Genomic DNA, 26,164 nt, shown 5'->3' on the forward strand with positions numbered 1-26,164 from the left:
ACAATTTATTCCCTTTTACAGTTAAGGTCGTAACAATCATATGAAAAAGTTAATAACCATTACATGACAGTCGATTCTACGGAAGAAACAGGGTATACTTTTGCCTTTTCTTCTTTTCTCAACACCCGTAATCCACCTTCAGCTAAAGCCTGGAGCTCATTTTCTCCAGGATGGACAATAACGTCAGCGATCCACTTAATCTGATCTGTTATTTGAGATACAAACTGCTTACCATATGCTAGTCCACCCGTTAATACAATCGCATCGACCTCTCCAGCAAGAACAGCGCTAGCAGCACCGATCTCTTTTGCTACTTGATATGCCATTGCGTCAAAAACGAGCTTTGCTCTCTCATCACCTTCACTGATTCGCCGCTCTACTTTCACAGCATCATTCGTCCCCAGATAACCAACGTAACCAGCTTGTCCAACGACCTTTTTCATAATTTCATCTGCATAGTATTCTCCGGAGAAGCACATAGATACTAATTCTCCTACCGGAACTGTACCGGCACGTTCAGGTGAGAAAGGACCTTCCCCATGCAAACCATTATTCACATCAATAACTTTCCCTTTATGATGCGCGCCTACCGTAATCCCCCCACCCATATGAGTTACGATAAGGTTCAACTCTTCGTATTTACTATTCAGTTGGGATGCAACTCTTCTAGCAACAGCCTTTTGGTTTAAGGCATGAAATATACTTTTGCGCTCTATTTCAGGCACTCCCGAAAGACGGGCCACATCTTGAAGCTCATCCACAACAACCGGATCTACAATAAAAGAAGGAATATTTAGCTGTTCAGCAATTTCAAAGGCAATAATTCCACCTAAATTTGAAGCGTGTTCACCTGAGAAACCGTTTCGAAGATCTTCGAGCATCATGTCATTGACTGAATACGTCCCCCCTTCAATGGGACGTAATAAACCACCACGGCCTACTACTGCCGATAACCTCGAAATGTTAATATCTTCTTCATCTAACGCTTCAAGAATAGTGTTTTTTCTGAATTCATACTGATCGATGATGGTTTTGAATTGATTAATCTCATCCGTATCGTGCCGTAATGATTTCTCAAATACGGCACGTTCATTATCAAAAACACCTATTTTAGTCGATGTTGATCCCGGGTTGATTACCAGAAGTCGATATTCTTTATCTGTCACTCGAAACCCTCCGTTTATCTGCGATGACCTAGAATGTGCTGAGAATTCATTAAGAATTGGCTTCTTGATTGCTTCATTTGCTCAATTCTTTCTTCAGCAAGGCGGTCAGCTGCTGCATAAGTAGGAATACCATCGCGTTTAGAGATTTCAATGACTTTCGCAATGGTGTCATAAATGCCATCAACACGTTTCATAGCGCGATCGCGATTATAACCATAAAGCTCATCAGCAACGTTAATAACGCCACCTGCGTTAATTACATAGTCCGGTGCATATACGATACCCATTTCGTGAATCTGATCACCATGAGACGTTTCGCGAAGCTGGTTGTTAGCCGCTCCTGCAATAACTTTTGCTTTAATTTTCCCTATAGTCTCGTCATTAATAATGGCACCAAGTGCACAAGGAGCGAAAATGTCGCACTCTACTTCGTAAATATCGTCCGGATCGACTGCTTTCGCTCCAAAATCAGCAACTGCACGATCAACAGATTCTTTGTTAATGTCAGTGACTACAAGTGAAGCTCCTTCTTCGTGAAGATGTTTGCAAAGGTTATATGCAACATTCCCAACTCCCTGAACTGCTACTGTTTTACCTTCTAACGAATCGGTACCGAATGCTTCTTTTGCAGCTGCCTTCATTCCAACATAAACACCGTATGCTGTTACAGGAGAAGGGTTACCAGAAGAACCAAATGCCGGTGAAATACCCGTTACATACTCTGTCTCTTCGTGGATCATATCCATATCTTGAACTGTTGTACCTACGTCTTCCGCAGTAATATAACGACCATTTAGACCCTGAATGTAACGACCGAACGCACGGAACATTGCTTCGTTTTTGTCTTTGCGAGGGTCACCAATAATAACAGTTTTTCCCCCTCCAAGATTCAAGCCAGCCGCAGCATTTTTGTAAGTCATCCCTTTTGCAAGACGAAGAGCATCTTCAAACGCCGCTTCTTCGGAAGCATATGTCCACATTCTTGTACCACCAAGAGCTGGTCCTAGTGTTGTATCATGAATGGCGATAATCGCTTTTAACCCTGAAGCTTTATCCTGACAAACTACCACTTGTTCGTAATCATATTTCTCCATATAAGTAAAAAGTTCCATTTAAATCTCCCTCTCTGTTTTCCTAAAAATTTATTTAGCTGAACTAACCGCAAGCGCGATACTATAAACTTTACTTTGTGCACTATCTGCTCGAGAAGTTAAAACAATTGGCGCCTTTGCACCTGCAATAACTCCACCAACTTTTGCATTTGCAAAATAAACGAGTGATTTATATAGTGCATTCCCCACTTCAATTGAAGGGACAAGAAGAATATCTGCTTTACCTGCAACTTCACTCTTTATCCCTTTATGCTCAGCTGCCTCGACAGAAATAGCATTATCTAGTGCAAGTGGTCCATCAATGATACAATCAGCAATTTGACCTCTATTATTCATTTGTGTAAGTGCTGATGCATCAAGCGTCGCCTGCATAGCAGGATTGACCACTTCTACTGCAGCAAGCGGTACAACTTTAGGTAATGTAACACCAATGCTTTTCGCAATATATACAGCGTTTTTAACAATTTCAACCTTTTGCGTTAAATCCGGGGCAATATTCATACCTGAGTCTGTCACGAAGATCAGGCGTTCGTATCCCTGAACGTCAAACGCAGCTATGTGAGAAAGTACTTTTCCTTTTCGTAACCCATATTCTTTATTTAAAACTTCTTTTAAAATAACCGAAGTGGAGACCATTCCTTTCATTAACACATCAGCTTCTCCATTTCTAACCGCCATAACAGCAGCTCTCGAAGCCTCCTGGTCTGATCGAGCCTGGACAACCTTGATAAATGTTGATTGAGATAATCCGTGATTATCTAGCATTTGCTCGATTTTGTTCTGATCTCCGTAAAGGATGAATGAAGCAAGTTGTTTGTCAATGGCTTTATGAACTGCTTCAATCACTTCTTGATCTGCCGCGGAGGCAAGCGCAACTGTTTTAGTCGGCTGTTCCGCTACCTTCTTCACAAGTTGATCTAGATTCATTGATGTCCCTCCTTTTACGCCATCATACTATTATGCAAGTTCCATGCCAATTCTCACTTGTTGACGCAACAAGGATTCGCGGTTATTGAACTATGCAATAATTCGCAACCCATGCAAATTATTGCATGCTAGATTTTTCAATTTCGTGTTTCTCCATTTTATAATACAAATTTCGAAGTGACACTCCTAACGCCTTTGCCGTGGCAGTTTTATTCCCACCGTAATGCTCAAGAGTTTGCTGAATCGTTTTCCTCTCAAATTCATCAACTAACTGGGATAGCATTTTGTCAGGGGTACGTTCTACCGACAATAAATCAGCGTCTTTCTTTTCGCTTAATAAGGACGGAAGATGTTCAAGGTCAATCATGCTTTCAGATGTATCCATATGAATAACAATTCTACCAAGTACATTTTCAAATTCTCTAACGTTTCCAGGCCAATCATAGCTTTTTAAATAATCAATAGCTGATGACGTAATCCCCTCAACGTTTCTTCCATAATCTTGGTTGATTTTTGTAAGAAGATGCTCAGCAAGTGAAGCAATATCTTCTTTGCGTTGCCTTAGTGGAGGGATTTGGATCGGTAAACGATTTAATCGATAGTATAAATCTTCCCTAAATGAACCATCGATTATTCTTTTTTCAAGTTTTGCATTGGTGGCTGCAATAATTCTTACATTGATGGAAACCGGCTTCGCTCCACCCACTCGAACAATTTCACGTTCCTGAAGAACGCGAAGAAGCTTCGCCTGTGTACCTAATGACACCTCTCCAATTTCATCAAGAAAAATACTTCCGCCATTCGCTTCTTCAAAAAGTCCTCGTTTCCCCCCTTGACGGGCACCTGAAAACGCACCGTCCTCATAGCCAAAAAGTTCACTTTCAAATAGTGATTCTGAAATAGCCGCACAGTTCACTCTAACAAACTTGTTGTACTTACGATCACTGGCATTATGTATGGCATGTGCAAATAGTTCTTTCCCAGTCCCGGATTCTCCACGGAGGAGCACGGTTGCTGGTGTAGAGGCTGCAAGCTTTGCTTGCTGGACAGAAAACGTCATTTCTTCTGATTTCCCTATAATATCTTCAAATGAATATTTCGCTTCAAGCGTTCGAATAATTTGTCTTGCTCTCTGCAGTTGACTATTCAATGAATGAAGTTCTGAAATATCGTGAATGACGCCTACACTGCCCTTCAATCTGCCATCGACAATAACCGGAGAAACATTAACAACAACTTCTCTCTTACTCGGTCCAACCTTCATCTGAACACCACGCACAGGCTTCCTGGTCCTTAATACACGCATATGCATGCTTTCACCTTCAGATATGTCTGTACTCGCCGGCTTGCCAATAACTTGGTCATGTTCAAGACCCGTTAACCTCGTATAAGCCGGATTGATCATTAGACCTTTCCCTTGTTCATCAACAACAGAAATCGCTTCATCAGATGATTGAATAATGGCTTCAAGCATTGACTGCACGCTTTTTAAATTAGTAACTTCTTGTGCCATTTGCTCAATAGCTGTCATGTCTTTAAAAACCGCTAATGCGCCAATTCGTCTGCCTTCATCATCAAACATCGGGATTCGTGTCGTAATAATTTTTTTCCCATTTGGAAGAAGCTGCTCTTGATTAATTTCCGGCTGGCCGGAAGATAAAACCCGAGGCAACATGCTAGAGGCCATGAGAGACCCAATTATTTTTCCACCAGCATGTGTTTTGGAAATTCCGGTAATTTTCTCAGCACTCCGATTAAATAACGTCACTTCTTCATTTATATTGACCGCAATCATACCGTCATGAGTAGAATCAAGAATAATTTCCTGCTGTTTTGATTGATGGCGCAAAGTGTCAATTAAATCTTCTTTTTCTTCAATTAACTTAAGGACGATGTTAGCAACTGAACCTGGAATCAATACAGTATGCTTCTCTCGCATGTCTCTAATCTCTTCAAAAACACTCTCATTTCCAGTAGCTTCAACAATGACATCGATTTCAAAACGCTTTAGTGCAACTTTCCAATTGTCAAAAACAGCAATGCCGCTTTGACGAGCTTTAAGAATACCAGGCGCATCTAAATTACAATCAACCATTGCAATAACATTCATCATTTCAGTCTCTTGTAAGATATCCAAAAGTGCTACCCCGCCTTTTCCGGCACCTACAATCATACATGTTCGCAAATATTCATCACCTGCATCCTATACATGCAATATATTTCATACCTATCATACATCTCTTTTCTTATTTTGACAAATCATGCATGGTTCACTTTTTTGACTATGTTAACTTATCGTGTTGATTATCCATTTAGTATTTCTCAATGCCGTTGTAACAAAATCCGGTACAAACACGCATAGACACTTTATTCAGAGTTCGCTACAATAACACTAGTGATGTCTAGAAAGGGTGCGCGGGTAATGAGGTTAATCGCTTTACTTATCGTATTAATTCCAGGGATTTTAGGAGTAATCGGTATTAAATTAATGAGAGACGTTCTTTTCGGTGTACTTAACCCACCGTTCAATTCTCTTATTGTTCAATTCATTCTCGGTCTAGTCTTTCTTATAGCCGGTCTTTCTTTTGTCGGTGGGTTTATTTTCTATCGTGATCGTAAGCGAAATAAAGTGCAGCAGAAATTTTCTTCAAAGAAACAATAACAAAAAAACAAAGCCCTTTTGATTTCGGGCTTTGTTTTTCGTTAAAAACTTATTTAATAGTGCACTTTACCTGCTATGAGAATAATTATCCATATTGTGCTCAATGCGAAGCTTATCGGCAACCATCGCAATGAATTCACTATTTGTTGGTTTTGCTTTTGACATGCTTACTGTATAACCAAACAGATTGGAAATAGACTCCACATTCCCTCGACTCCATGCTACTTCGATTGCATGACGGATAGCCCGCTCAACTCTTGAAGAGGTTGTATTGAATTTCTTTGCGATATCTGGATACAAGACCTTCGTAATAGATCCAAGTAGTTCAATATCATTGTAAACCATCGTGATCGCTTCTCTCAAATACATGTAACCTTTAATATGTGCAGGAACTCCAATTTCATGAATAATACTAGTGATACTTGCATCAAGGTTTCTTGGTCTGTTTTCTCGTTGCGGGCGTTTGTATGATCCGCCATTTGTGGTAAACGTTGTTTTCTTACCACTTACCTGCCTCACATGGCTTGCCAAATTATCCATATCAAACGGCTTCAAAATAAAGTAGGATGCTCCAAGGTCCACAGCTTTTTTGGTTACATCCTCTTGTCCGAACGCAGTAAGCATAATAACGCTACAAGTGTAATTCATTTCACGTAAGCGTTCCAGAACTGCTAGGCCATCGAGATGAGGCATGATAATATCTAGAACAAGTACATCAGGCTCGTGATCTTCAAGCACTTCCAAGCACTCCTGACCATTGGAAGCGGTTCCGACTACCTCCATATCCTCCTGTCGTGACATATATTCCTCAATCAAATTAACTAATTCGCGATTATCATCAGCTAAACATACTTTTATTTTTTGCACGGTTCCGTCTCTCCTTCCACAAGTTTGGTTACCGTAGTATAGACATTCAACGGATTTGGTAAATTTCCTCTAAAATTTCTAAAAACTTTTAAAAACAATATTTATTCCACATAATTCTTAGCTATTCTTCAATTTACTACACGTTACTACTTTTTCTGAATACTCTTTCAATTTTGTCGAATTTTCTTCATCCACAGTATATCATGGTTGAAAAACGAAAGAAAGCGAACAGTGAGCTTTTTTTAGCTCGCTGTTCGCTTCTCATGACGACTTTCTTCATAAATATTAATCCCAGCCTCTTCAAGCATCCATTCAATGTGAACACCATAGCCTGAAGTGGAATCATTGACGAACACATGCGTGACTGCACCGATTACTTTTCCCTCTTGAATAATCGGACTTCCACTCATTCCCTGTACAATTCCACCTGTTTCTTTTAATAGTTCAGAATCCGTTACCTTAATAACCATTCCTTTTGTAGCTGGAAACTTCTGTGGTATTGAACTGATCACTTCTACATCGTATTCTTTTACTTCACTACCTTTAACCACTGTTAATATTTTGGCAGGACCTTCCTTCACTTGGTGAGAAAGTGCAATAGGCATTGGTTGGTCATACATGCCTTTTTTGACTTCATTATTCATTTCTCCAAAGATTCCAAATGGACTGTTGCGCGTAATCGTTCCAAGCTTTTGGGCCGTATTAGAAAATCTAGCCAGCTTCTCACCTGGATGTCCATTGCTCCCTTTCTCAATAGAAGTGACAGATGATGGATAAATTTCTCCATGGTTCACTACAATTGGCTTTTTTGTATCCATATCAGATATAACGTGTCCGAGTGCACCATACTTCTTTGTATTAGGATGGTAAAATGTTAATGTTCCAACTCCAGCTGCAGAATCACGTATATATAATCCAATCCGGTATGATTCATTTTGTTTATCTTTCACCGGAATCAGCTTCTTACTTAATTCTTCATTTTCTCTCACGATTGTAACTTTTAGTGCATTACCGTCGCTACCGGCTTTCTTAACAATTGTTCCAATATCACTCATTTTCTTAACGGTCTGACCATTGATCTTAGTAATAATATCGCCAACTTGTATATCTGCTATTTCTCCCGGAGAACGATCTCCCTCATTTGTATGAATTAAATGGTGGCCAACTACTAACACCCCACGTGTGTTTAATTTAACACCTATAGACTGTCCTCCAGGTATAACCTTAAAATCAGGAAGAACTTTCACGCCAACTTTTTTGACCGGGAAATCGCCTACCGTTAAATCCAGAATATCAGAACCGCTTTTTTTGCCGTTTATCGTAAGGTTGCTTTGCTGCTGATCTAGGCTTGCCACTTCTGTACTTCCTAGCGAAGCAACAGCGGGTATTACAGATGAGATCCTAGTTTGATCTCCTTCGAACATGATAATCTCGTCTGGGATAGTTAAAAATAATTGTACTGGCTTTGAAAAACCAAGTGCAATTAAAAAACCAAGGAGAACTACGCCTAACAATTTACGAAACATCTCTATCTTCAATCCTTCACTCTCCTCGCTCTTGCTCACACCTCCAACATGGCTGTATCTATAATTTTGCCTTGAGTCGCGGTTATTATAACCTCTAAAAATGAAAATGCTACCCTGAGTTGGATAGCATTTCAAATCATGATTTTATTTGGTTCGCTTGATGCAATAATTCTCTCGCATGTTTCTTTGTTAGCTCTGTCATTTCAGCGCCAGATATCATTCTTCCAAGTTCTTCAATTTGTTCTTCATCACTTAAATTACCAACACTTGTCTTTGTTCGCCCTTCACCCGTTTCTTCTTTAGAAATATAAAGGTGATGGTCAGCCATTGCGGCAACCTGAGGAAGATGTGTAATAACAAGAACTTGTGAACCAGAAGAAAGGCGCTGAATCTTCTCAGCCATCGCTTGAGCAACTCTTCCACTAACACCTGTATCAACCTCATCAAAAATAATAGAGGTTATTCCCTGGTGTTTTGAAAAGATGGATTTTAACGCTAGCATTATACGTGATAATTCTCCGCCAGATGCTGTTTTTGAAAGCTCTTTAAGCGGCTCACCTGGATTTGTAGAGATCATGAAATCAATATCATCTTGTCCTGATCTGTGAAACGATTCTTTTTTATTATTTAAGTCGTTAAAATGAATAGCAAATTCTGTCTTTCCCATATATAAATCTCTAAGTTCATGATGAATCGCCTCTACAAGATCACTGGCGACCTTTTTACGAAGTCTTGTAAGGTTTTCCGCTTCTACGGTCAGGTCCGCTTTAATACCTTTTAAATTGGATTCAAGCTCTTCTACGCGGTCTTCTCTATTTACAAGTTCATCGACTTCATCTTCAATAGAAGCAGCATATTCCAAAATTTCTTCTACCGATTCACCGTATTTCCTTTTGAGCACCTGTATTTCATTAAGACGCTCTTCTACAAAATCTAGACGAGCAGGATCAAATTCAAGTTGATCTCGATATGTATTTAACTTTCCAGCCGTTTCTTCAAGCAGATAAAATTGATTAGCTACTTCTTCGTGGTATCCTTGTAATTCCTCATCAAGATCAGTTACTGATTCAAGTTGCGCCATCGCAAGTCCTACCCAGTCTAATCCTTTATTATCTCCATGCAGAGAATGATAGACATCTTGAAGAGCAGAAAATAATTTCTCAAAATTGCCAAGACGTAGCTTCTCTTCCATTAATTCTTCATCTTCATTTGGAGATAATTCTGCTTTTGAAATTTCTTCAAGTTGGTATTGAATTAAATCTAATCTATGTGCCATTTGTTGTTCGTTTTCTGTCAGATTCTTCATCTGCTGCTGAATTTTCTTGTATCTTTGAAAAATGTCTCGATATTCCACTAACGCCGGACTAATAGCACGGTCACCAAATTGATCGAGCAACGTTAAATGTTTGTCTGATTGCATCAAATCTTGGTGTTCATGCTGCCCATGTATATCAATAAGTGTTTGACCAATTTCCCTTAAAATCCCGAGTGTGACTAACTTTCCATTGACTCGACAAATGCTCTTACCAGTATTTGAGATATCACGTCGCAATACAACCATTTCATCAGTAAACTCAATCCCAACGTCCTCAAGTTTTTGAACTGTTGGATGCTCAGGTTCAATGTGAAACAACCCTTCGATTTCTGCTTTTTTTGTTCCATAACGAACGAATTCAGCAGAACCTCTCCCACCAACTAAAAGTCCAATGGCATCTATGATAATGGATTTACCTGCGCCCGTTTCTCCAGTAAGGACTGTTAATCCACGATCAAATGAAACGGTGATCGCTTCTATGATCGCAAAATTACGAATGGATAGTTCCGCTAACATATTCTCCCACCTTCAAAAGATCCTCTTTCATTTTCCTAAAGCATGTCAATAAAGCGTTGTGATAACATAGGTGCAGCATCAGCACTTTTGCAAATGATTAATATAGTATCATCTCCGCTAATGTTTCCCATGATTTCTTCCCAGTCTAAATTATCTATTAGCGCACCAATCGCATTCGCATTACCAGGAAGCGTTTTCATAACGATAAGATGATCCGCATGATCTATGCTAATAAATGCATCTGTTAATGTTCTCTTCAATTTCTGAAGTGGATTAAAGCGCTGATCTGCAGGAAGACTGTATTTGTATCTACCATCAATTGTTGGCACTTTAACAAGATGAAGTTCTTTAATATCCCGTGAAACAGTGGCTTGAGTTACATTAAAGCCAGCGCTCTTCAGGCAATACACAAGTTCATCTTGTGTTTCAACATCTTGATTGGCAATCATTTCACGAATTTTGATATGACGTTGTCCTTTATTCATTGTATAACCTCCAGAAGTTCCGGTAAGTAAAATCTGACAGCCTTATTATATAGCCACGCTTCTCTTTTGTATAGACCCTCATAAATATTCACTCGTAAAAAGATATTTTCTGGACTAAATACGAATAAACTTCTCTGGTACAGTGACGAACGAGAAAAAGGACACACAGCGTGTATCCTCTATAACTTTTGATGCGCTTCTTCTACAACTTCTTCAGGCGTAGGAATTGTTTCGTTAACCATATCCTGCTGCCAGCCCAAGTATAATAAAAATTCGATATTTCCTTCACCACCGGTTATTGGAGAAAAAGAGATGCCTTTGATCTGATAGCCTTCTTTAGTCGCGAAGTCCATCATTTCTTTTAGTACACGTAAGTGAATTTTTTTATCACGTACGATTCCTTTTTTCCCAACTTCTCCTCTTCCAGCTTCGAATTGAGGTTTTACAAGTGCAATCACTTCTCCATTTTCTTTTAAGATCTGCTTAAGAACTGGCAAAATCAATTTTAAGGAAATAAAGGAGACATCTATGGTGGCAAGATCTGGCAACCCCTGTTCAAAGTCTGCTTTCTCTGCATATCTAAAATTTGTTCTTTCTTTAACAACTACTCGGTCATCTACACGTAATTTCCAAGCTAATTGATTATAACCAACATCAAGTGCATACACGAGTGAAGCACCATTTTGCAGCGCGCAATCCGTAAACCCACCTGTAGATGAGCCGATATCCAATACAACTTTGTTTTCGGTGAGAAGAGAGAAGACGTTAATCGCCTTCTCAAGTTTTAAACCACCGCGTCCAACATAACGAAGCGTATCACCTTTTATTTGTAAACTAATGTCTTCTGCTACTTTCACACCCGGCTTGTCCATTCTTTCTGTTTCCGAAAATACAAGGCCAGCCATGATCGCTCTTTTTGCTTTTTCTCTTGTATCGATTAGTCCACGATTAACAAGGATTACATCAAGTCTTTCCTTCTTAGCCATTCTCTTTTATGCCCTCTTTTGTTTTGCTGGAATTATTTTCTTCGCTTTCGCAACAATATCATCTGGAGTTAAGCCGATTTCTTTTAATAGTTCATTGACACTGCCGTGTTCAATATATGCATCTGGTATGCCCATTCTTTGAATTGTACCGTGTTGATAACCGCTGTCGTTCACATACTCAAGTACAGCACTACCAAATCCACCTTGAAGAATCGCTTCCTCCACTGTTAACATCGGAATTCCTTCTTGCATAAGTTCAGCCATCATTTTCTCATCAAGAGGCTTAATAAAACGAGCATTAATTATTCGAGCTGAGATGCCTTCTTGTTCAAGTTTCTCTGCAGCTTTCAAAAGGTCTTGAAGCGTAGGACCAAAAGAAAGGAGTGCGACATCTGTTCCTTCGCGAATGACTTCCCAAGTGCCAATTGGAATTTCTTTTAAGTCTTCATCCATCTTCGCACCGATGCCATTTCCTCGCGGATACCGAACTGCAATCGGGCCTTGATTATACTTCATTCCAGTATTCACCATATGTTGCAATTCATTCTCATCTTTAGCCATCATTAAGACCATGTTCGGTAAATGACGAAGGAACGAGATATCGAATACTCCCTGATGTGTTTCCCCGTCTGCTCCTACAAGACCAGAACGATCAACTGCAAGAAATACGTTTAGGTTCTGCCTGCACACGTCGTGGACAAGCTGATCATAGGCTCTTTGAAGAAACGTGGAGTAGATAGATAAGACAGGCTTCAGGTTTTGTGTTGCAAGTCCTGCTGCCATCGTTGTAGCATGCTGTTCTGCAATTCCTACATCAAAAAGTCTTTCTGGAAATTGCTTTTCGAACGCTTCCCATTTTGAACCAACTGTCATAGCTGGTGTAATAACAGAAATGCGATCATCTTTTTCAGCGAGCTTCCGTACCGTTTCACTTACTACCTTGCTATAGCCTGGGGCAGCAACTTTCGGTTTAATCTGTTCCCCAGCTTCGATTTTATAAGGACTCACACCGTGCCATACACCGATTTGATCGCTTTCAGCCGGTTGATAACCTTTTCCTTTTTTTGTTAACACATGTATAAGGACGGGCCCTTTTGTTTTCTTAGCGTACTTAATATTATCCATTAGAGCTTCAACGTCATGCCCATCTACTGGTCCAAGGTAGGTGAATCCAAGTTCCTCAAAGAAAATACCAGACACCAATAGATATTTCAGAGCATCTTTAACACGCTCAGCAGTCGATGCAAGCGCACCACCGAAAGCAGGGATTTTCTTAAGCAAATATTCAAGCTCTTCTTTCGCTTTATGATATTTACCTGCTGTACGAAGTTTTCCTAGAATATTATGAAGTGCTCCAACATTAGGAGCAATCGACATTTCGTTATCATTTAAAATCACTAGCATATCTTTCTGCTCATGACCAATATGGTTGAGCGCTTCTAAGGCCATTCCACCTGTTAATGCGCCATCCCCTATGATCGCGACAACACTCTCGTCGCTTCCTTTCATATCACGAGCAGCAGCCATACCCATCGCCGCAGATAATGATGTAGAACTATGACCAGTTTCCCAAACGTCATGCTCACTCTCATTTCGCTTAGGGAATCCACAAAGACCTTTGTATTTTCGCAAAGTATCAAATCTAGAAGCTCGTCCTGTCAGAATTTTATGAACGTATGCTTGGTGTCCTACATCCCAGATAAATTTATCTTTTGGACTATCATAAATTTTGTGAAGAACGATTGTCAGTTCAACCACACCAAGGTTAGGACCAAGATGTCCACCAGTTTCAGACAATTTATTAATTAAAAAACTTCTAACTTCTTCTGCAAGCTCGGTCATTTCATTGATATCATAATTTTTGAGAAACTTAGGATTCTCAATCTTTTCTAAATCCATGGGAATGTCCTCCCCTTCTTATTTCGATTTACGGTTTCCCTTTTTCTTTTTGGATTGGTTGCCTACCATTTTAATTTTAAATGTTTTTTCTACATAATATAAGAACCGACCTACTTGAAAAATGATTCCAGTAGAAAAATGGATCGCAAACGTTTTTCCGAGCGCTTTTCCTCCGACCGTCAACGCAGCTATGACGCTGGTAAATACTACTGATACTATATATTGAAACAAAGATCCATCGCTATGTCCAAGTTGAAGTGTTAATTGTACGACAACGGTTGCGGAGGCTGTACCACTTATAATACCCGAAATATCACCAATTACATCATTACAGAAGCTTGCTACGCGATCTGCGTTACGTGTAACAAAAATTGCATGCTTCGCCCCGGTTAGGCGTTCAGCAGCCATGGCGTGGAAGGGTACCTCATTTGCTGCTGTTGAAGCAACCCCAATTGTATCAAAGAAAATACCAATTAGAACGATTAATAATACTACAATCATACCAATTGCCCAAGATACACCACTTAATACTGCCGTCGATATAATTGAAAAAATAGCCGCTAACACAAGTGTGATAACGGCAATAGCTAAACTCCAGTTTATGGATTTTGATACGGAAGCTTTCATATCTACTCCTTGTCCATTATATAATTACATAAAAATAGGTATCCATCTGGCAGGAATTCATGGGGTCAGTTCGTTTCCCCCTGTTCCCTGTCAGTTGAACACCCCTTTACTCATATGTATTGAAGAGTGGTCACTTAAAGAGTAAAGACTGCGGCTTAGGTCCAGTAGGTTTTCCCAGATAGATACCTGAACGTCGCCATTCAGGCGGTTTCCCTTTATATCTATCTTAGCGTAGTCACCATGCGCTAGACTGGATTACCACTTAGTCCGCACTATAATCCCCTTTAAGTGTCACTCGGAACAGTCTAGGAGTTTTCCTCAACAGTTCCACACATTTCCTAGCCTCTTTTGCAGAGCAGATTTCATATGGGTGGTAGGAAAAAAGCGGCCGGCCGAGCTGCAAATTTCCAATAATCCATAATCCCCTCTAGCTCCACTCAAGGCAGGCTACGCTGTTCAACTGCGTTCCCATGCAGCTGCAACAGGTTCATACCCCAATTCATAGCAGGCAGCGTTAACCGCTCTACTACAAGAATGGGCCTCCGCGGAAGCAGGGTCAACGCCCACATGCCTTTGTGGATCGCCCTGCGACCTTAACTCCCAGCATCGACCCAAGTCTGGGCGACTCAAGCCAACACCAGGAACTTCATCGATGTGCCCTATGGCGGATTTTTAGGCCCGCCTTCAGAAATGGCGAACTGACTAGAATACTGCACCACTCAATCTTAACTTATTATACCACAGGTTATGATTATGCTCAATTATATGTTAATGATCACGCTCTACAATAAACTTTGCAATCGACCTTAATCTATTTTCCTTTATGTTAGCGGCAGAAAGGTGAGATAATCCCTCATCAAAATGATGCTTTAATTTTTCTTTAGCGCCCTTTAAGGACAGAAGCTTAGGATATGTGCTTTTCTCGTTATTCTCATCACTTCCTGGTTGTTTACCAATCTTGCCTTCATCTCCTTCAACATCAAGGATATCGTCACTTATTTGGAAAGATAACCCGATGTGCTCACCGAATGCTTGGAGATGTTCCCGTTGAAGTGGCGAAGCATTTCCAATAATCGCCCCTGCCATAATGGAAAACATAAGAAGCTTCCCAGTCTTATGATGATGAATATACTCAAGTTGTTCTAACGTTAATGCTTGTTTTTCACCATCCAAATCTGCCATTTGCCCCCCAACCATACCCGAAGGTCCAGCAGCATGAGACAATAACTTAATAAGCTCTACTTTTTGCTCGCTCGTTAAGTTGGAGTCTGCAATAAGTTCAAAGCTTTGGGTTAAAAGGGCATCACCAGCTAGAATAGCCGCCGCTTCGCCGAAAACGATGTGGTTTGTAGGTTTTCCTCGACGCAAATCATCATTGTCCATAGCGGGCAAATCATCATGAATTAGCGAATACGTATGAATCATTTCTACAGCACAGGCAATGGGAATTGCTTGATCGATCGATTCGCCAAATGCTTCTACAGTAGCAAGCATTAATATCGGGCGGATCCGCTTCCCTCCCGCATGAATCGAATACAACATCGCTTCTTTTAATGATTCTGGCATTTCAAGATGATTAATATATGAAGGCAGTTCTTGATCAAGCAGTTTTTTACACTCATTCATATAAGAGCTAAGATCTTGGATCACGCTTCATCCTCCTGCACAGAAAAACGCTTGATTTCACCGTTTTCCTCAACAATTTGATCCATTTTCCCTTCAACGGATTGCAGTTTTTCATGACAGATGTTTGATAAGTTCATCCCCTCTTGAAAGAGTGAAATAGCTTTTTCAAGAGGAACGTTTCCCTCTTCTAAGGCCCCTACGATTTGTTCTAACTTTTCCATTGCTTCTTCAAATGTGACGTTCTCATTTTTCTCCATTCGAATCACTCTCCTCTAATCCCCATACATGGCAATCAATTTTTCCATCTGTCATTTCAAGTTTAAGAACATCTCCAGGTTGGACCTGACTAACAGACTTAATGAGTTCTTCTTCTTTATATGCAAGACTATACCCCCGCTCCATTACTTTCAATGGGCTTAATGCATTCAATTTCCCAGCAGCAAGTGAGAAATCACGTTGTTTTCCAACTAAAACACGTTGCATTTCCTTATTCAAAGAATTCTTGAGCTCTACAAGCTCTTGACTCGCTTCTTTTAGAAGTTTTTGGGGGTGCTGCTTTTTTAATTGCTTATGGTTTCGATCGACTTGTTCTTTTGTATACGACAATAACCGCTTCATATTTCTCTGCAATCGCTCTACTTGCAAATCAAGCTCTTGTTCCTTTTGCTTCAATAGTTGATCTGGATAGCGAAAAGCATAAGACTTTTGGAGGTTTGACAGCCGATCTCGATCGGAGACAAGTTTTTCTTGCATTACTCTCATGAGTCTATGTACTCTTTGATCAACTCGCTCTTTCAATTCCACTACACTAGGGACTGCTAATTCAGCAGCACCAGTTGGTGTCGGCGCTCTTAAGTCAGCAACGAAATCCGCAATCGTAAAGTCCGTTTCATGGCCTACCGCAGAAATAATCGGTACGTGCGACCTAGCAATACTTCTTGCGACTTCTTCTTCATTAAATGCCCATAGTTCTTCAATAGATCCACCGCCACGCCCCACAATCAGCACATCAATCATTTTCATCGCATTCGCCATCTCTATGGCTTGAACAATCGATCCCTTAGCACGATTTCCCTGCACGAGAACGGGAAAAACCGTAATTCGCGCAGCTGGATACCGTCTTTTAATTGTCGTGAAAATATCTCGAATGGCCGCTCCAGTAGGGGAAGTAATAACGCCAATTTCTGTAGGATAGCGTGGAATTTGCTGTTTGAGGTTATCAGAAAACAATCCTTCAAATTCGAGTTTTCGTTTCAGCTCTTCGTAAGCTAAATAAAGATTACCAATTCCATCAGGCTGCATTTCTTTTGCGTAGAGCTGATATTGGCCATATGGCTCAAACACAGATATTTCTCCACGGATCAGTACTTTCATTCCGCTTTCGGGTTTGAATTTCATATGCCGATTATTTCCTGCAAACATGACAGCCTGAACACGTGATTTATCATCTTTAACTGTAAAGTAAAGATGTCCTCGATTGTGAAGCTTCACATTGGATAATTCGCCACGCAACCAGACATCTTGCAGTGCAGGTTCATTATCAATCATTCGCTTAACATGTCTCGTAAGCGCCGTTACCGAAATATAGCGATCCGCTTTCACAACTATCCCCTCCTACTTAAATTAGCTTTTTTGGATGATCTTAGAGAGGACACCATTCACAAAACGCCCTGATTCTTCTCCACCGAATAACTTCGCAAGTTCAACGGCTTCATTTAAACTAACGTTAACGGGTATATCATCTCTGACTACCATTTCATAAGAAGCCATGCGTAGTACTGAACGGTCAACATTTCCGATCCGATTAAATGTCCAGTTCACAAGATTTTCTTTAATGACTTCATCAATTTTTTCGAGGTTCTCAAGCGTTCCGAAGACAAGCTCAGATAGAAACTCGTCACCTTCTTCCTCATTTAAAACGTGTTGAAGAGCCTCACGTGGATCGGTGTCTGTTACATCTATTTGAAACAATACCTGGATGGCTTTTTCTCTTGCATGTCTTCTTTTCATTGCTATACTCCCTTTACGCTAATATTGCTATACCAATAAATAATAGCATACTGTAGAGGACAAATACAGGTTTTGCAATGTCCAATTGTTTTCACAAACAAAAAAGCAGGGGGACAATCCCCGCTGCTTATTCTTCGTTCTCTGGTTCTTTTTTATCAAATGTAATGCCTACAACACTCACGTTGACGGCACTGATTTCTAGAGCAGTCATTGTAAGAAGGGCCTGACGGATATTTTCCTGAACCTTCTCACATACTTCCGGAATGGATAAACCATAGCTTACCACCACATAGGCATCTAAGATGATCCCATCTTCATCAAGTTCCACCTTGACGCCTTTTCGATGATCCTTTCGCCCAAAGCGTTCTACAACACCAGAGGCGAAATTCCCTCTCATCTCTGCTACACCATCAACTTCAGAAGCTGCAATACTTCCAATGACTTCGATAACTTCAGGTGAAATCTCTACTTTTCCAAGACCAGTATCGTGCTCTTCCATTTCAAATGATTGAAGTTCATTCATTCTGAACACCTCACTTAGAATTCATTGATTGCTCTGTTAAATCATATTTCTCAAGAAACTTTGTATTGAAATCGCCGCTTACAAATTTCTCATGATTCATAAGGCGCATATGGAACGGAATAGTTGTTTTAACACCTTCAACGACAAATTCTCCTAGTGCTCGCTTCATTCTAGCGATAGCTTCTTCTCGAGTATCAGCATAAGTAATCAGCTTTGCAACCATTGAATCATAAAAAGGTAAAATATCATACCCTGGATAAACAGCTGAATCAACTCGAACTCCAAATCCACCCGGCGGCAGGTACATTTCAACCTTACCAGGGGACGGCATAAACTTTTTGTCAGGATCTTCTGCGTTGATACGGCACTCAATCGCCCATCCTTTAAACGTCACATCTTCTTGTTTGTATCGAAGTTCTTCATCAGAAGCTGCTCGGATTTGTTCCTTAATTAAGTCAATACCCGTTACCATCTCAGTCACAGGGTGCTCAACTTGAATGCGCGTATTCATTTCCATAAAATAAAAATTCCCTGTTGGCTCAAAAATAAACTCCACAGTTCCTGCACCAGAATATTGAACGGCTTGAGCAGCTCGCACTGCCGCATCTCCCATTTTCTTTCTAATTGTTGCGTCAAGAGCTGGAGAAGGGGTTTCTTCCACTAGCTTTTGTAAACGCCTTTGGATAGAACAATCACGCTCACCTAGATGGATCGCATTCCCATGATTATCTGCAAGGACTTGGATCTCTACATGTCGGAAGTCTTCAATAAACTTTTCAATGTAAACCCCAGGGTTTCCAAATGCGGTAGAGGCTTCTTGTTGCGTAATATTGATTCCTTTTACTAATTCATTCTCATCCTTAGCAATACGGATTCCTTTACCGCCACCGCCAGCAGTCGCTTTAATAATGACGGGGTAACCCATTTCGTTCGCAAGAGCTACTGCCTCGTCAGCATCTTTAATAATCCCTTCAGAGCCAGGTACAATCGGAACTCCAGCTTCCTTCATTGTCGTTCTAGCAACGTCTTTCGTGCCCATGCGATTAATGGCTTCAGGACTAGGACCAACAAACGTCACATTGCATTCTCTACAAAGTTCAGCAAAATCGGCATTTTCAGCTAGAAAACCATATCCGGGATGAATGGCGTCAACCCCTGTCACAGTAGCAATACTCATGATATTTGTAAAATTTAAATAGCTGTCTTTTGCTGCTGTGGGTCCGATACAATAAGCTTCATCAGCAAGTCTAACATGAAGCGCATCTTTATCTGCCTGGGAATATACGGCTACTGTTTCTATTCCGAGCTCTTCACAAGCTCGTATGATTCTTACTGCTATCTCTCCGCGGTTAGCTACAAGTAATTTCTTAATCTCCATCCTATCATCACCTATGCTTTCACTAAAAACAGAGGCTGTCCGTATTCAACCAGCTGACCATCTTCAACTAGCATTTCTACGATTTCTCCATTTACCTCTGCTTCTATTTCATTAAAAAGCTTCATTGCTTCAATGATGCAGACTACGCTATCTTCCGAAACTTTTTCTCCTGTTTTCACATAAAGATCTGACTCTGGATTTGGACGAGCATAGAACGTTCCCACCATTGGGGATTCTATCTTATGTAATGATTCATCCTGTTTCTCTTCTTTTGGTTCTTCAGTAGCTTGCTCTTTTGAAGAAGACGCCACTTGCTTCACTGGCTCAGGTGCCTGTTGTGCAACGGGCTGCTGTACAGGCTGCTGTACAGGTGCCTCAGCATATTGTACGTCGTTTTTCTTTAAAACAATTTTAGACCCATCATTTTCGTATTCGAATTCATCAATGCTTGATTGATCAATAAGTTTGATCAATTCGCGAATTTCTTGAACTTTTAACAAGACTTCCACTCCCTGTCATCTTTTTTCAAATTTAGTATTTAGGAGGTTTTTCTGTGCAGAAGACACGCTCCAACTTATAGCAATTATAGCATAATAAAGATGTGTATTAGTATCTCCAGCATTCCATCTAACAAATCAAACCTCAGAATTAAGACCATTATATAAAAGCAGGTCCTAAGCCTATTCATCATATCATATCTTCAGTTTACTTGGTAGAAGGCATCTTTGCACACCGCCCTATTATAAGGGTAACAAACACAGAAAACGTTTTCACCTATAAAATATTATGTGGATTATCTATGTACGCTTACTTTAAAAATTGGTGCTTTATCTACTTTTTTTTATTTGGCAATAACCCTTCATTCTGAACGAAACTTTTTTCACAATATTTTCAGAGCATAAATGGGTCAAAACAAAAAAGATGGAGTGAACTCCATCTTTACTTTGCTGCAGCCTGAAATTCAACCGCTATTCTATGGCCTTCTCCTAACTGTTCTTCTGCTAGTACCATAATGTTGTTGGCCTCTTCATTCGAGAGTTGATCTGCTTTAACAATAACTCTTACTTTATCATCATCTAGCGTATAAACTACCGCATCGCTATACCCTTCTGACTTTATCACATTTTCCAATACAGATTCTTTTTGAGATAATGCCATCAATTCTTGACGTTGCTCATGTGCCTCATTTCTAAGGTCAGCAGATGCTTCGCTTGCAATAACTGCCGTATAGTCTTCAATCGCTGCATCTCGTTGTTCTTGAATCTCAAGTCTTATGGATGCAAAACCTTCCTCACTTGAAACACTTGAAGAAACAGTATCTCCTTCTTCTGCGTTCGTTTCTTTTGCCTCTTCTCCCTTACTTTCCTCACCACTCTGCTCTTGATCCTGATCCCCTACAAACGCTACATTATCAGTTCCAGGAGTCATAATATAATAGGCTGATAAAACAATGATTAAACTTAACATCGTTAGTAACCACACTGTTTGCTTTTTCAAAACCATTTAGGATTCCCCCTTTAATTTTTTCGGAAGCACCATGACACGGTGACTCTTGACGTCTAGCAGTCTTGTTACTGCATCCACGATCATTTTCTTTACTTCCATATTCTCTGCTCCAACCGCTACCACTACAACTCCTCGTACGACAGGCTTCTTTGTACTAACAATGATAGGCTCCTGTCCGTTGTCATTTTGAATGACGACAACTTGTTCTTCACTTGACTGTTCTTCAATCTTTCTTGAACCTCCATCATTTGGAGATTCGTCCGTATATTTATCAGTAGAAGTGCTGTTTTTCTCAACGATTTTTTCTTCTGTAGAATCTAAATTTACAATAACTGTGGCATCAGAAACTCCTGCCACTTCATCTAAAGCTTCTTTCAGCTGTGTTTCGTATACATTCTCGTATTCAGCCATAGACGACGGATTGGACTTCTTTTGACTAAAGGTAGGTTCACTATCCTTTGAGCTCGCCTGCTCTGAAAACACTTCCTGGACTTGTTCAGGTGACTGGAAAAAGCTTCCGGAAAACATGAAGATAACGCCAATCCCCGCAGCAATAATCAAATATAATAACGGGATTCCCTTTTTCTTTTTAGGCTTCTTCAATTGATCAAGCCAGCTAGTTGGTTTTTCATCCACGTTCCCTACTCTCCTCCTTTCACCTGAACTCCGACTTGTTTTGGATACAGCTCCCACTCATCTGCAAGAAAGTATGCAACCTTACGAGAGAGAGTATCCGTTGCTTCGACCTCTTCCTCCTGAATATCAATTGATACGGATACAGCATCCACTTCCTGAACAGATTTTTCTGCTCCTGCTTCATTTACTGTTACTGCAATTTGATCAATATCCTTTTCCCCATCAAGATTCTTTAACTGAAGACTAACGCTTGTGATCTCGAGGTTAAACTGGTCCCTCAACTCCTTTTCTACCTGGCTTTTCATTTGGACAGCCATTTGTTCTTCAATATATGCAGCATTGGATGCTTGTATTTCACTTTTCTTTGATTCTATCTGATTTTCCATATTTGCATTTTGAGTTGAGTCAGTGAGCGTTACTGTTCGGAGCATGGCATCAAAATCTTTAGTGAAAATCGTGAGTATAGGAGATAAAATAACCGCCATTAACATTAAACCTATAACCATCTTTACATAACGCTGCATATTTGAATTTGGCAACAATAGTTCTAGAACTGTTGCTAGAAGGATTAACACAATAATATTTGTAATCCAGCCTGTAATAATATCCACACGACACCTCCTAACGCACCATTAACGTAATATTGCCAGATGCTATAATAATCGTTACAGCAAGAAAGAACATCAATGAAACAATAGCAAGGGCCGCAAATATGAACAAAATGCTTTTTGATATAACATTTAGGGATTGAATAATTGGACCACCGCCCAATGGTTGAATCACCGCTGCAGCAATATTATAGATTAGTACTAGTGATAATACTTTTAGCGCCGGAAAAGCGCATATCATTAAGAGAATGACAACCCCAGCTAAGCCCACCGTGTTTTTTAATAGAACAGAGGCGCTTAACACCGTGTCGGTGGCATCTGTAAACATCCGACCAACGACTGGGATAAAGTTACCCGTTACAAATTTCGCAGCTCTTATCGTAACGCCATCCGCTACCGCAGTTGTCGCACCTTGTACTGAAATAACCCCTAAAAAAACCGCAAAGAAAACGCCAAGAGTTCCTATCGCTACATTTCGTAATAAATTAGAAAGCTGGGTAACCTTGTACTGCTCACTGATAGTACTTACAATAGCGAGGACCGCTGATAGAAAGAGCATTGGAAGTACAAACTTCTGAATAAGTAATCCACCAGTATTTACAAGAAATAAGACGATCGGATGAAAGAAAGCAACAGAAGCTACTCCACCCACAGATGCCATTAAAGCTAAAAGCAATGGAATTAATGCAAGTAAGAATCCCATCATGTTAGCTATAGCATCTTCTGTATACTGAATCGCAACATGAAAGCTATTTAGTGCCAGGATAATTAAAACCATATAAATAATGCCATACGCTACTGTACTAACTGCTTTATGTTCAAATGCATTTTGCATGTTCTGCAGAAGGATACTAAAGATTGTAAGAAGGATCAGACTCCCAAGAAGCTTTCCATGCACAAGCAGTTCATGGAAGAGAAACTTTAGTAGGCCAATAAAATACGCTTTTAAAGATATCTGCTTTTCTCCTTTAATGAATTCCATAAAGGAGCCTTTCTGACTTTCAGGTAAAAAACCCCCGTATTCTTCAATGACTTCATCCCAATAATCTTGTATTTCTTGTAAACCAAGCGTATTTAACTGCTTGTCTACAAATTGACTTGAAAGAGGCTCCTCTTCCCCTTTTGCCGCTACGGAAGATTCAAAAAACATAAGAGAAAAGCAGAGGAATAGCAGCATCAACAGCATTTTTTTCATGTGAGGCATGTCCCTCTCCCCCTCTTATGATGGTAATAATTTCAATACTGTTTCTATGATTAACGTTAAGATTGGAATTGCCATAGCAAGAATCAATAATTTACCAGCAAGTTCAATTTTCGATGCAATTGCGCCTTGACCCGCATCTCTTACAATTTGCGCACCGAATTCTGCTATATAAGCGATCCCAATAATTTTTAAAACCGTTTCCACATAAACGATTTCAACATTCGCTTTTGCTGCAAGACTCTCAAGCATACGAATAATGTGTTGAATTTCTCCTATTAAGTAGAGAAAAATTAAAGCGCCTGTGAAAACCGTAATCGTGAAGGCAAACACAGGCTTTTGCTCTTTGACCACAATAACTAGGAAGGTAGCGATTAATCCTAAGCCGACTATTTGTAAAATATCAATCGCAGTCACCCCCTACCCTTGAAAAAGGAAGACTCCTCGTATTTTCTGAAAAAGATCATCTATAATTGTAATGACCATATAAAGGACAACAATAAATCCTATTAAAGTGACCCAGTGCGCGTATTCCTCTTTTCCCATTTGCTTTAAGATTGTATGAAGCATGGCAACGATAATACCAATACCAGCTATTTGAAAAATCGTATTTACATCATGATTCATCTACGCTTCCTCCCAATGACTAAATCAAAAGTATGACAAGAAGAATACCGCCAAGTACACCAAGGCTTTTAAACATTCTTTCATATTTCATCTGATTATCTCTCGCTTCACTTTCTTCTCTCTCTAAGTGAATTAATGCCAGCTTCAGTTGCTTTTGCTCATGTTCTCGATCATGCTGACCAATGGTAGCGCCTAATTGCTTCATCACTTCTTTTTCCTCATTTTTAAAGGCAGTGTATTTCCAAACTTCCTCCATACTTTCAATCCATGCTTCATACGCAGTAGCATGGCCTGCCTCAAGCTTCCTCCTAAATGAATCAAAAAACCACGATACAGGATGACCAACCTGTCTACATATATGACTACAAGCAACGCTTAAAGGTGTCATTCCGTAAACAATCTCTGCTTCTAGTGACTGTAATGCCGCCTTCAACTGACGTAATTGGCGTGACCGTTCACTAACTGTCCTGGACCATTCCACACCTGCCCATGTGCTTGCCATAATGATGAGCACTGCACCTAGTAACTTCATGCTAGATCACCTTTTTACGTCGAATTTCCTTACCGGTTTTATCTTTAATCGCACTAATTGTTCCTGGACCATCTTCTCGCGACAGTTCGACGATACGATCAAAGCACCCCGACTTTAATAACCCCTGCATACTTGGCCTACGGTTTAAATCATCCAATTTCGTCCCATGGACTGTCACTACGAGGTTAATCCCAGCATTTATTGCTTCGATAATCGCTTCACTGTCTTCTTTTCGTCCAATTTCATCTACAATAAGTATTTCTGGACTCATGGAGCGAATCATCATCATCATTCCTTCCGCTTTTGGACAAGCGTCGAGTACATCAACACGATCTCCCAGTCGATGTTGAGGGATCCCCTGTACACATCCAGCTATTTCTGATCGCTCATCGACAACGCCTACCTTTGCTGATGGAATCCTTCTTAATTCATCACCTTCAGCCATAAGTCGAGTTAAATCACGAAGCATTGTCGTTTTACCAGACTGAGGGGGCCCTAATATAATCGTATTCATCCATCTCCCAGCATATAGATATGATACTAGTGGTATAGCTATTCCAAGCTTTTGCTTCGCAATTCTCACATTAAATGAAGCAATATCTCTAATGGCTTTGACATGTCCATTTAGTGTAATAACCTTCCCTGCGAGGCCTACACGATGCCCTCCCTCAATCGTTACAAAACCTTTTTTAAGTTCTTCTTCCAGAGCGTAGAGAGAGTAGTGACTTAGCTTATTTATCATTTGTAGACCATCTTCTTTTGAAATAAAATAGCCATGGCCATTTAAGAGAGGAAAATCCGGCTTCCCGTTAATCATGATCTCAAGTGGACGGTTAATACGCATTCGAATTTCTTCAATCGTCGATCTTTCAACAATTGAATACTGATTCAAGATTTTTTGTACATTTTCCGGAAGCACGCGAAGAACTTCTTCCAAGAATGTCCCCCCTCTCTAAGCTTGTTTCTCCCTACACTACTATTCCTGTCTTGCTTAAATTATGTCTCTACTAAATCTATGAAAGGGTTCCAATTAAAATAAAAGCAACCCCTATCATGATAAAAATAATTTTCATAATTGATAGATCACCTGCTAGACCAATCAACCCCACTGACATGGTAACTACTAAAATAATTGGACCAACTATAGCGAGAATGGCATTAATCATCATGGCTATTCTTAGATCCTGAATAAAAAGAATGAGAATCGCTGCTGTAAGCTCGATCACACCAGAAAGTATTCGAAGCACTCCCATGACAAGAACGGAATGAATCATCTCTAGCCTCCCACAAATTGTTTGTACAACTTATGATGAATTTATGATTTTCAGAAGAAATTCGTAAATCATATAACTCATTTCATTATTGAGAAATCAGCTTCATAAAACACCGGAAGCAAATAGTTTGTTAGCTAAATTGTTACATTTAAAAT

General features: G+C 40.0%; 28 protein-coding genes. 1 reads left to right on the forward strand and 27 read right to left on the reverse strand.

What is annotated here, in order from left to right; translation table 11 throughout:
* Positions 1–59: 59 nt before the first annotated feature.
* The 4 genes from buk to AC0VYV_RS13990 form a co-directional block, all read right to left on the reverse strand.
* On the reverse strand, positions 60–1,166 hold the full coding sequence (gene buk, locus AC0VYV_RS13975; RefSeq protein ID WP_475367727.1) for a butyrate kinase: 1,107 nt from the start codon (positions 1,164–1,166) through the stop codon (positions 60–62).
* A gap of 14 nt (positions 1,167–1,180) precedes the next feature.
* On the reverse strand, positions 1,181–2,278 hold the full coding sequence (bcd, locus tag AC0VYV_RS13980) for a branched-chain amino acid dehydrogenase (protein ID WP_194222096.1): 1,098 nt from the start codon (positions 2,276–2,278) through the stop codon (positions 1,181–1,183).
* 30 nt (positions 2,279–2,308) lie between these two features.
* Positions 2,309–3,205: a phosphate butyryltransferase gene (gene yqiS, locus AC0VYV_RS13985; protein WP_475367728.1), complete on the reverse strand. Its 897-nt coding sequence runs from the start codon at positions 3,203–3,205 to the stop codon at positions 2,309–2,311.
* Between the two features lie 118 nt (positions 3,206–3,323).
* On the reverse strand, positions 3,324–5,390 hold the full coding sequence (locus tag AC0VYV_RS13990; protein WP_475365461.1) for a sigma 54-interacting transcriptional regulator: 2,067 nt from the start codon (positions 5,388–5,390) through the stop codon (positions 3,324–3,326).
* Positions 5,391–5,627: 237 nt separating this feature from the next.
* Here AC0VYV_RS13990 and AC0VYV_RS13995 point away from each other — a divergent pair, with 237 nt between their 5' ends.
* Positions 5,628–5,867 carry a DUF2627 domain-containing protein gene (locus AC0VYV_RS13995; RefSeq protein WP_430244680.1) on the forward strand — a complete coding sequence of 80 codons (240 nt, stop codon included), beginning with the start codon at positions 5,628–5,630 and terminating at the stop codon, positions 5,865–5,867.
* A gap of 66 nt (positions 5,868–5,933) precedes the next feature.
* On the opposite strand, the gene spo0A is transcribed toward AC0VYV_RS13995, so the two are convergent.
* The 23 genes from spo0A to AC0VYV_RS14110 all read right to left on the reverse strand — a co-directional run bounded on the left by spo0A (position 5,934) and on the right by AC0VYV_RS14110 (position 26,009).
* The gene (gene spo0A / locus AC0VYV_RS14000; protein ID WP_194222100.1) at positions 5,934–6,734 is read right to left on the reverse strand and encodes a sporulation transcription factor Spo0A; all 801 of its coding nucleotides are present in this window, start codon (positions 6,732–6,734) and stop codon (positions 5,934–5,936) included.
* A gap of 242 nt (positions 6,735–6,976) precedes the next feature.
* A complete protein-coding gene (spoIVB, locus tag AC0VYV_RS14005) occupies positions 6,977–8,272 on the reverse strand; it encodes a SpoIVB peptidase (RefSeq protein ID WP_430244683.1) in 1,296 nt (431 codons plus the stop codon).
* A 124-nt stretch (positions 8,273–8,396) separates the two neighbouring features.
* Positions 8,397–10,091 carry a DNA repair protein RecN gene (gene recN, locus AC0VYV_RS14010; protein ID WP_475367730.1) on the reverse strand — a complete coding sequence of 565 codons (1,695 nt, stop codon included), beginning with the start codon at positions 10,089–10,091 and terminating at the stop codon, positions 8,397–8,399.
* 35 nt (positions 10,092–10,126) lie between these two features.
* Complete coding sequence (gene ahrC, locus AC0VYV_RS14015; RefSeq protein ID WP_098444159.1) at positions 10,127–10,576, reverse strand: transcriptional regulator AhrC/ArgR; 450 nt, start codon at positions 10,574–10,576, stop codon at positions 10,127–10,129.
* A gap of 179 nt (positions 10,577–10,755) precedes the next feature.
* Positions 10,756–11,562 (reverse strand): TlyA family RNA methyltransferase, encoded by an 807-nt coding sequence (locus AC0VYV_RS14020; protein WP_194222102.1) that lies wholly within the window; start codon positions 11,560–11,562, stop codon positions 10,756–10,758.
* A 6-nt stretch (positions 11,563–11,568) separates the two neighbouring features.
* Entirely contained in the window at positions 11,569–13,461 is a 1,893-nt protein-coding gene (dxs, locus tag AC0VYV_RS14025; RefSeq protein WP_475367731.1) for a 1-deoxy-D-xylulose-5-phosphate synthase, read from the reverse strand.
* Positions 13,462–13,479: 18 nt separating this feature from the next.
* A complete protein-coding gene (locus tag AC0VYV_RS14030) occupies positions 13,480–14,088 on the reverse strand; it encodes a CNNM metal transporter family protein (protein ID WP_194222104.1) in 609 nt (202 codons plus the stop codon).
* A gap of 768 nt (positions 14,089–14,856) precedes the next feature.
* The gene (locus AC0VYV_RS14035) at positions 14,857–15,738 is read right to left on the reverse strand and encodes a polyprenyl synthetase family protein (RefSeq protein WP_242057410.1); all 882 of its coding nucleotides are present in this window, start codon (positions 15,736–15,738) and stop codon (positions 14,857–14,859) included.
* Positions 15,735–15,971, reverse strand: coding sequence for an exodeoxyribonuclease VII small subunit (locus tag AC0VYV_RS14040; protein ID WP_194222105.1), 237 nt, complete (start codon positions 15,969–15,971; stop codon positions 15,735–15,737). Before AC0VYV_RS14040 ends, AC0VYV_RS14035 begins: the two co-directional genes overlap by 4 nt.
* The gene (gene xseA / locus AC0VYV_RS14045) at positions 15,958–17,316 is read right to left on the reverse strand and encodes an exodeoxyribonuclease VII large subunit (RefSeq protein WP_194222106.1); all 1,359 of its coding nucleotides are present in this window, start codon (positions 17,314–17,316) and stop codon (positions 15,958–15,960) included. The genes AC0VYV_RS14040 and xseA overlap by 14 nt, the downstream gene beginning before the upstream one ends.
* Before the next feature lie 21 nt (positions 17,317–17,337).
* The gene (nusB, locus tag AC0VYV_RS14050; RefSeq protein ID WP_475367734.1) at positions 17,338–17,724 is read right to left on the reverse strand and encodes a transcription antitermination factor NusB; all 387 of its coding nucleotides are present in this window, start codon (positions 17,722–17,724) and stop codon (positions 17,338–17,340) included.
* Positions 17,725–17,851: 127 nt separating this feature from the next.
* Positions 17,852–18,247, reverse strand: a complete 396-nt coding sequence (locus AC0VYV_RS14055) for an Asp23/Gls24 family envelope stress response protein (RefSeq protein ID WP_194222108.1) — start codon at positions 18,245–18,247, stop codon at positions 17,852–17,854.
* 10 nt (positions 18,248–18,257) lie between these two features.
* On the reverse strand, positions 18,258–19,625 hold the full coding sequence (gene accC / locus AC0VYV_RS14060; protein WP_194222109.1) for an acetyl-CoA carboxylase biotin carboxylase subunit: 1,368 nt from the start codon (positions 19,623–19,625) through the stop codon (positions 18,258–18,260).
* Positions 19,626–19,636: 11 nt separating this feature from the next.
* Positions 19,637–20,125, reverse strand: a complete 489-nt coding sequence (gene accB, locus AC0VYV_RS14065; protein WP_194222110.1) for an acetyl-CoA carboxylase biotin carboxyl carrier protein — start codon at positions 20,123–20,125, stop codon at positions 19,637–19,639.
* Positions 20,126–20,564: 439 nt separating this feature from the next.
* Positions 20,565–21,128, reverse strand: a complete 564-nt coding sequence (locus AC0VYV_RS14070) for a SpoIIIAH-like family protein (protein WP_475372655.1) — start codon at positions 21,126–21,128, stop codon at positions 20,565–20,567.
* Positions 21,129–21,767, reverse strand: a complete 639-nt coding sequence (spoIIIAG, locus tag AC0VYV_RS14075; protein WP_430244693.1) for a stage III sporulation protein AG — start codon at positions 21,765–21,767, stop codon at positions 21,129–21,131.
* Positions 21,768–21,772: 5 nt separating this feature from the next.
* Positions 21,773–22,378 (reverse strand): stage III sporulation protein AF, encoded by a 606-nt coding sequence (gene spoIIIAF, locus AC0VYV_RS14080; RefSeq protein WP_475367736.1) that lies wholly within the window; start codon positions 22,376–22,378, stop codon positions 21,773–21,775.
* Between the two features lie 10 nt (positions 22,379–22,388).
* Positions 22,389–23,579, reverse strand: coding sequence for a stage III sporulation protein AE (spoIIIAE, locus tag AC0VYV_RS14085; RefSeq protein ID WP_408962615.1), 1,191 nt, complete (start codon positions 23,577–23,579; stop codon positions 22,389–22,391).
* 15 nt (positions 23,580–23,594) lie between these two features.
* Positions 23,595–23,984: a stage III sporulation protein AD gene (gene spoIIIAD / locus AC0VYV_RS14090; RefSeq protein WP_194222342.1), complete on the reverse strand. Its 390-nt coding sequence runs from the start codon at positions 23,982–23,984 to the stop codon at positions 23,595–23,597.
* 12 nt (positions 23,985–23,996) lie between these two features.
* Positions 23,997–24,203 (reverse strand): stage III sporulation protein AC, encoded by a 207-nt coding sequence (gene spoIIIAC, locus AC0VYV_RS14095; protein WP_048308951.1) that lies wholly within the window; start codon positions 24,201–24,203, stop codon positions 23,997–23,999.
* Between the two features lie 19 nt (positions 24,204–24,222).
* Positions 24,223–24,735, reverse strand: a complete 513-nt coding sequence (gene spoIIIAB / locus AC0VYV_RS14100; RefSeq protein WP_194222114.1) for a stage III sporulation protein SpoIIIAB — start codon at positions 24,733–24,735, stop codon at positions 24,223–24,225.
* Position 24,736: 1 nt separating this feature from the next.
* Positions 24,737–25,672 (reverse strand): stage III sporulation protein AA, encoded by a 936-nt coding sequence (gene spoIIIAA, locus AC0VYV_RS14105; RefSeq protein WP_430244698.1) that lies wholly within the window; start codon positions 25,670–25,672, stop codon positions 24,737–24,739.
* A gap of 76 nt (positions 25,673–25,748) precedes the next feature.
* Positions 25,749–26,009: a DUF2619 domain-containing protein gene (locus AC0VYV_RS14110; RefSeq protein ID WP_475365465.1), complete on the reverse strand. Its 261-nt coding sequence runs from the start codon at positions 26,007–26,009 to the stop codon at positions 25,749–25,751.
* Positions 26,010–26,164: the final 155 nt, after the last annotated feature.

Source organism: Anaerobacillus sp. QJM3NY_17 (assembly GCF_056173665.1).

What these genes read in the sequence shown, in the direction of transcription:
- bcd (WP_194222096.1), bottom strand. Translation starts at nt 2,278, where the DNA reads ATGGAACTTTTTACTTATATGGAGAAATATGATTACGAACAAGTGGTA.
- yqiS (WP_475367728.1), bottom strand. Translation starts at nt 3,205, where the DNA reads ATGAATCTAGATCAACTTGTGAAGAAGGTAGCGGAACAGCCGACTAAA.
- AC0VYV_RS13995 (WP_430244680.1), top strand. Translation starts at nt 5,628, where the DNA reads ATGAGGTTAATCGCTTTACTTATCGTATTAATTCCAGGGATTTTAGGA.
- recN (WP_475367730.1), bottom strand. Translation starts at nt 10,091, where the DNA reads ATGTTAGCGGAACTATCCATTCGTAATTTTGCGATCATAGAAGCGATC.
- ahrC (WP_098444159.1), bottom strand. Translation starts at nt 10,576, where the DNA reads ATGAATAAAGGACAACGTCATATCAAAATTCGTGAAATGATTGCCAAT.
- AC0VYV_RS14020 (WP_194222102.1), bottom strand. Translation starts at nt 11,562, where the DNA reads ATGGCTAAGAAGGAAAGACTTGATGTAATCCTTGTTAATCGTGGACTA.
- dxs (WP_475367731.1), bottom strand. Translation starts at nt 13,461, where the DNA reads ATGGATTTAGAAAAGATTGAGAATCCTAAGTTTCTCAAAAATTATGAT.
- AC0VYV_RS14030 (WP_194222104.1), bottom strand. Translation starts at nt 14,088, where the DNA reads ATGAAAGCTTCCGTATCAAAATCCATAAACTGGAGTTTAGCTATTGCC.
- AC0VYV_RS14040 (WP_194222105.1), bottom strand. Translation starts at nt 15,971, where the DNA reads ATGGAGAAAAATGAGAACGTCACATTTGAAGAAGCAATGGAAAAGTTA.
- nusB (WP_475367734.1), bottom strand. Translation starts at nt 17,724, where the DNA reads ATGAAAAGAAGACATGCAAGAGAAAAAGCCATCCAGGTATTGTTTCAA.
- AC0VYV_RS14055 (WP_194222108.1), bottom strand. Translation starts at nt 18,247, where the DNA reads ATGAATGAACTTCAATCATTTGAAATGGAAGAGCACGATACTGGTCTT.
- accC (WP_194222109.1), bottom strand. Translation starts at nt 19,625, where the DNA reads ATGGAGATTAAGAAATTACTTGTAGCTAACCGCGGAGAGATAGCAGTA.
- AC0VYV_RS14070 (WP_475372655.1), bottom strand. Translation starts at nt 21,128, where the DNA reads ATGGTTTTGAAAAAGCAAACAGTGTGGTTACTAACGATGTTAAGTTTA.
- spoIIIAE (WP_408962615.1), bottom strand. Translation starts at nt 23,579, where the DNA reads ATGCCTCACATGAAAAAAATGCTGTTGATGCTGCTATTCCTCTGCTTT.
- spoIIIAC (WP_048308951.1), bottom strand. Translation starts at nt 24,203, where the DNA reads ATGAATCATGATGTAAATACGATTTTTCAAATAGCTGGTATTGGTATT.
- spoIIIAB (WP_194222114.1), bottom strand. Translation starts at nt 24,735, where the DNA reads ATGAAGTTACTAGGTGCAGTGCTCATCATTATGGCAAGCACATGGGCA.
- AC0VYV_RS14110 (WP_475365465.1), bottom strand. Translation starts at nt 26,009, where the DNA reads ATGATTCATTCCGTTCTTGTCATGGGAGTGCTTCGAATACTTTCTGGT.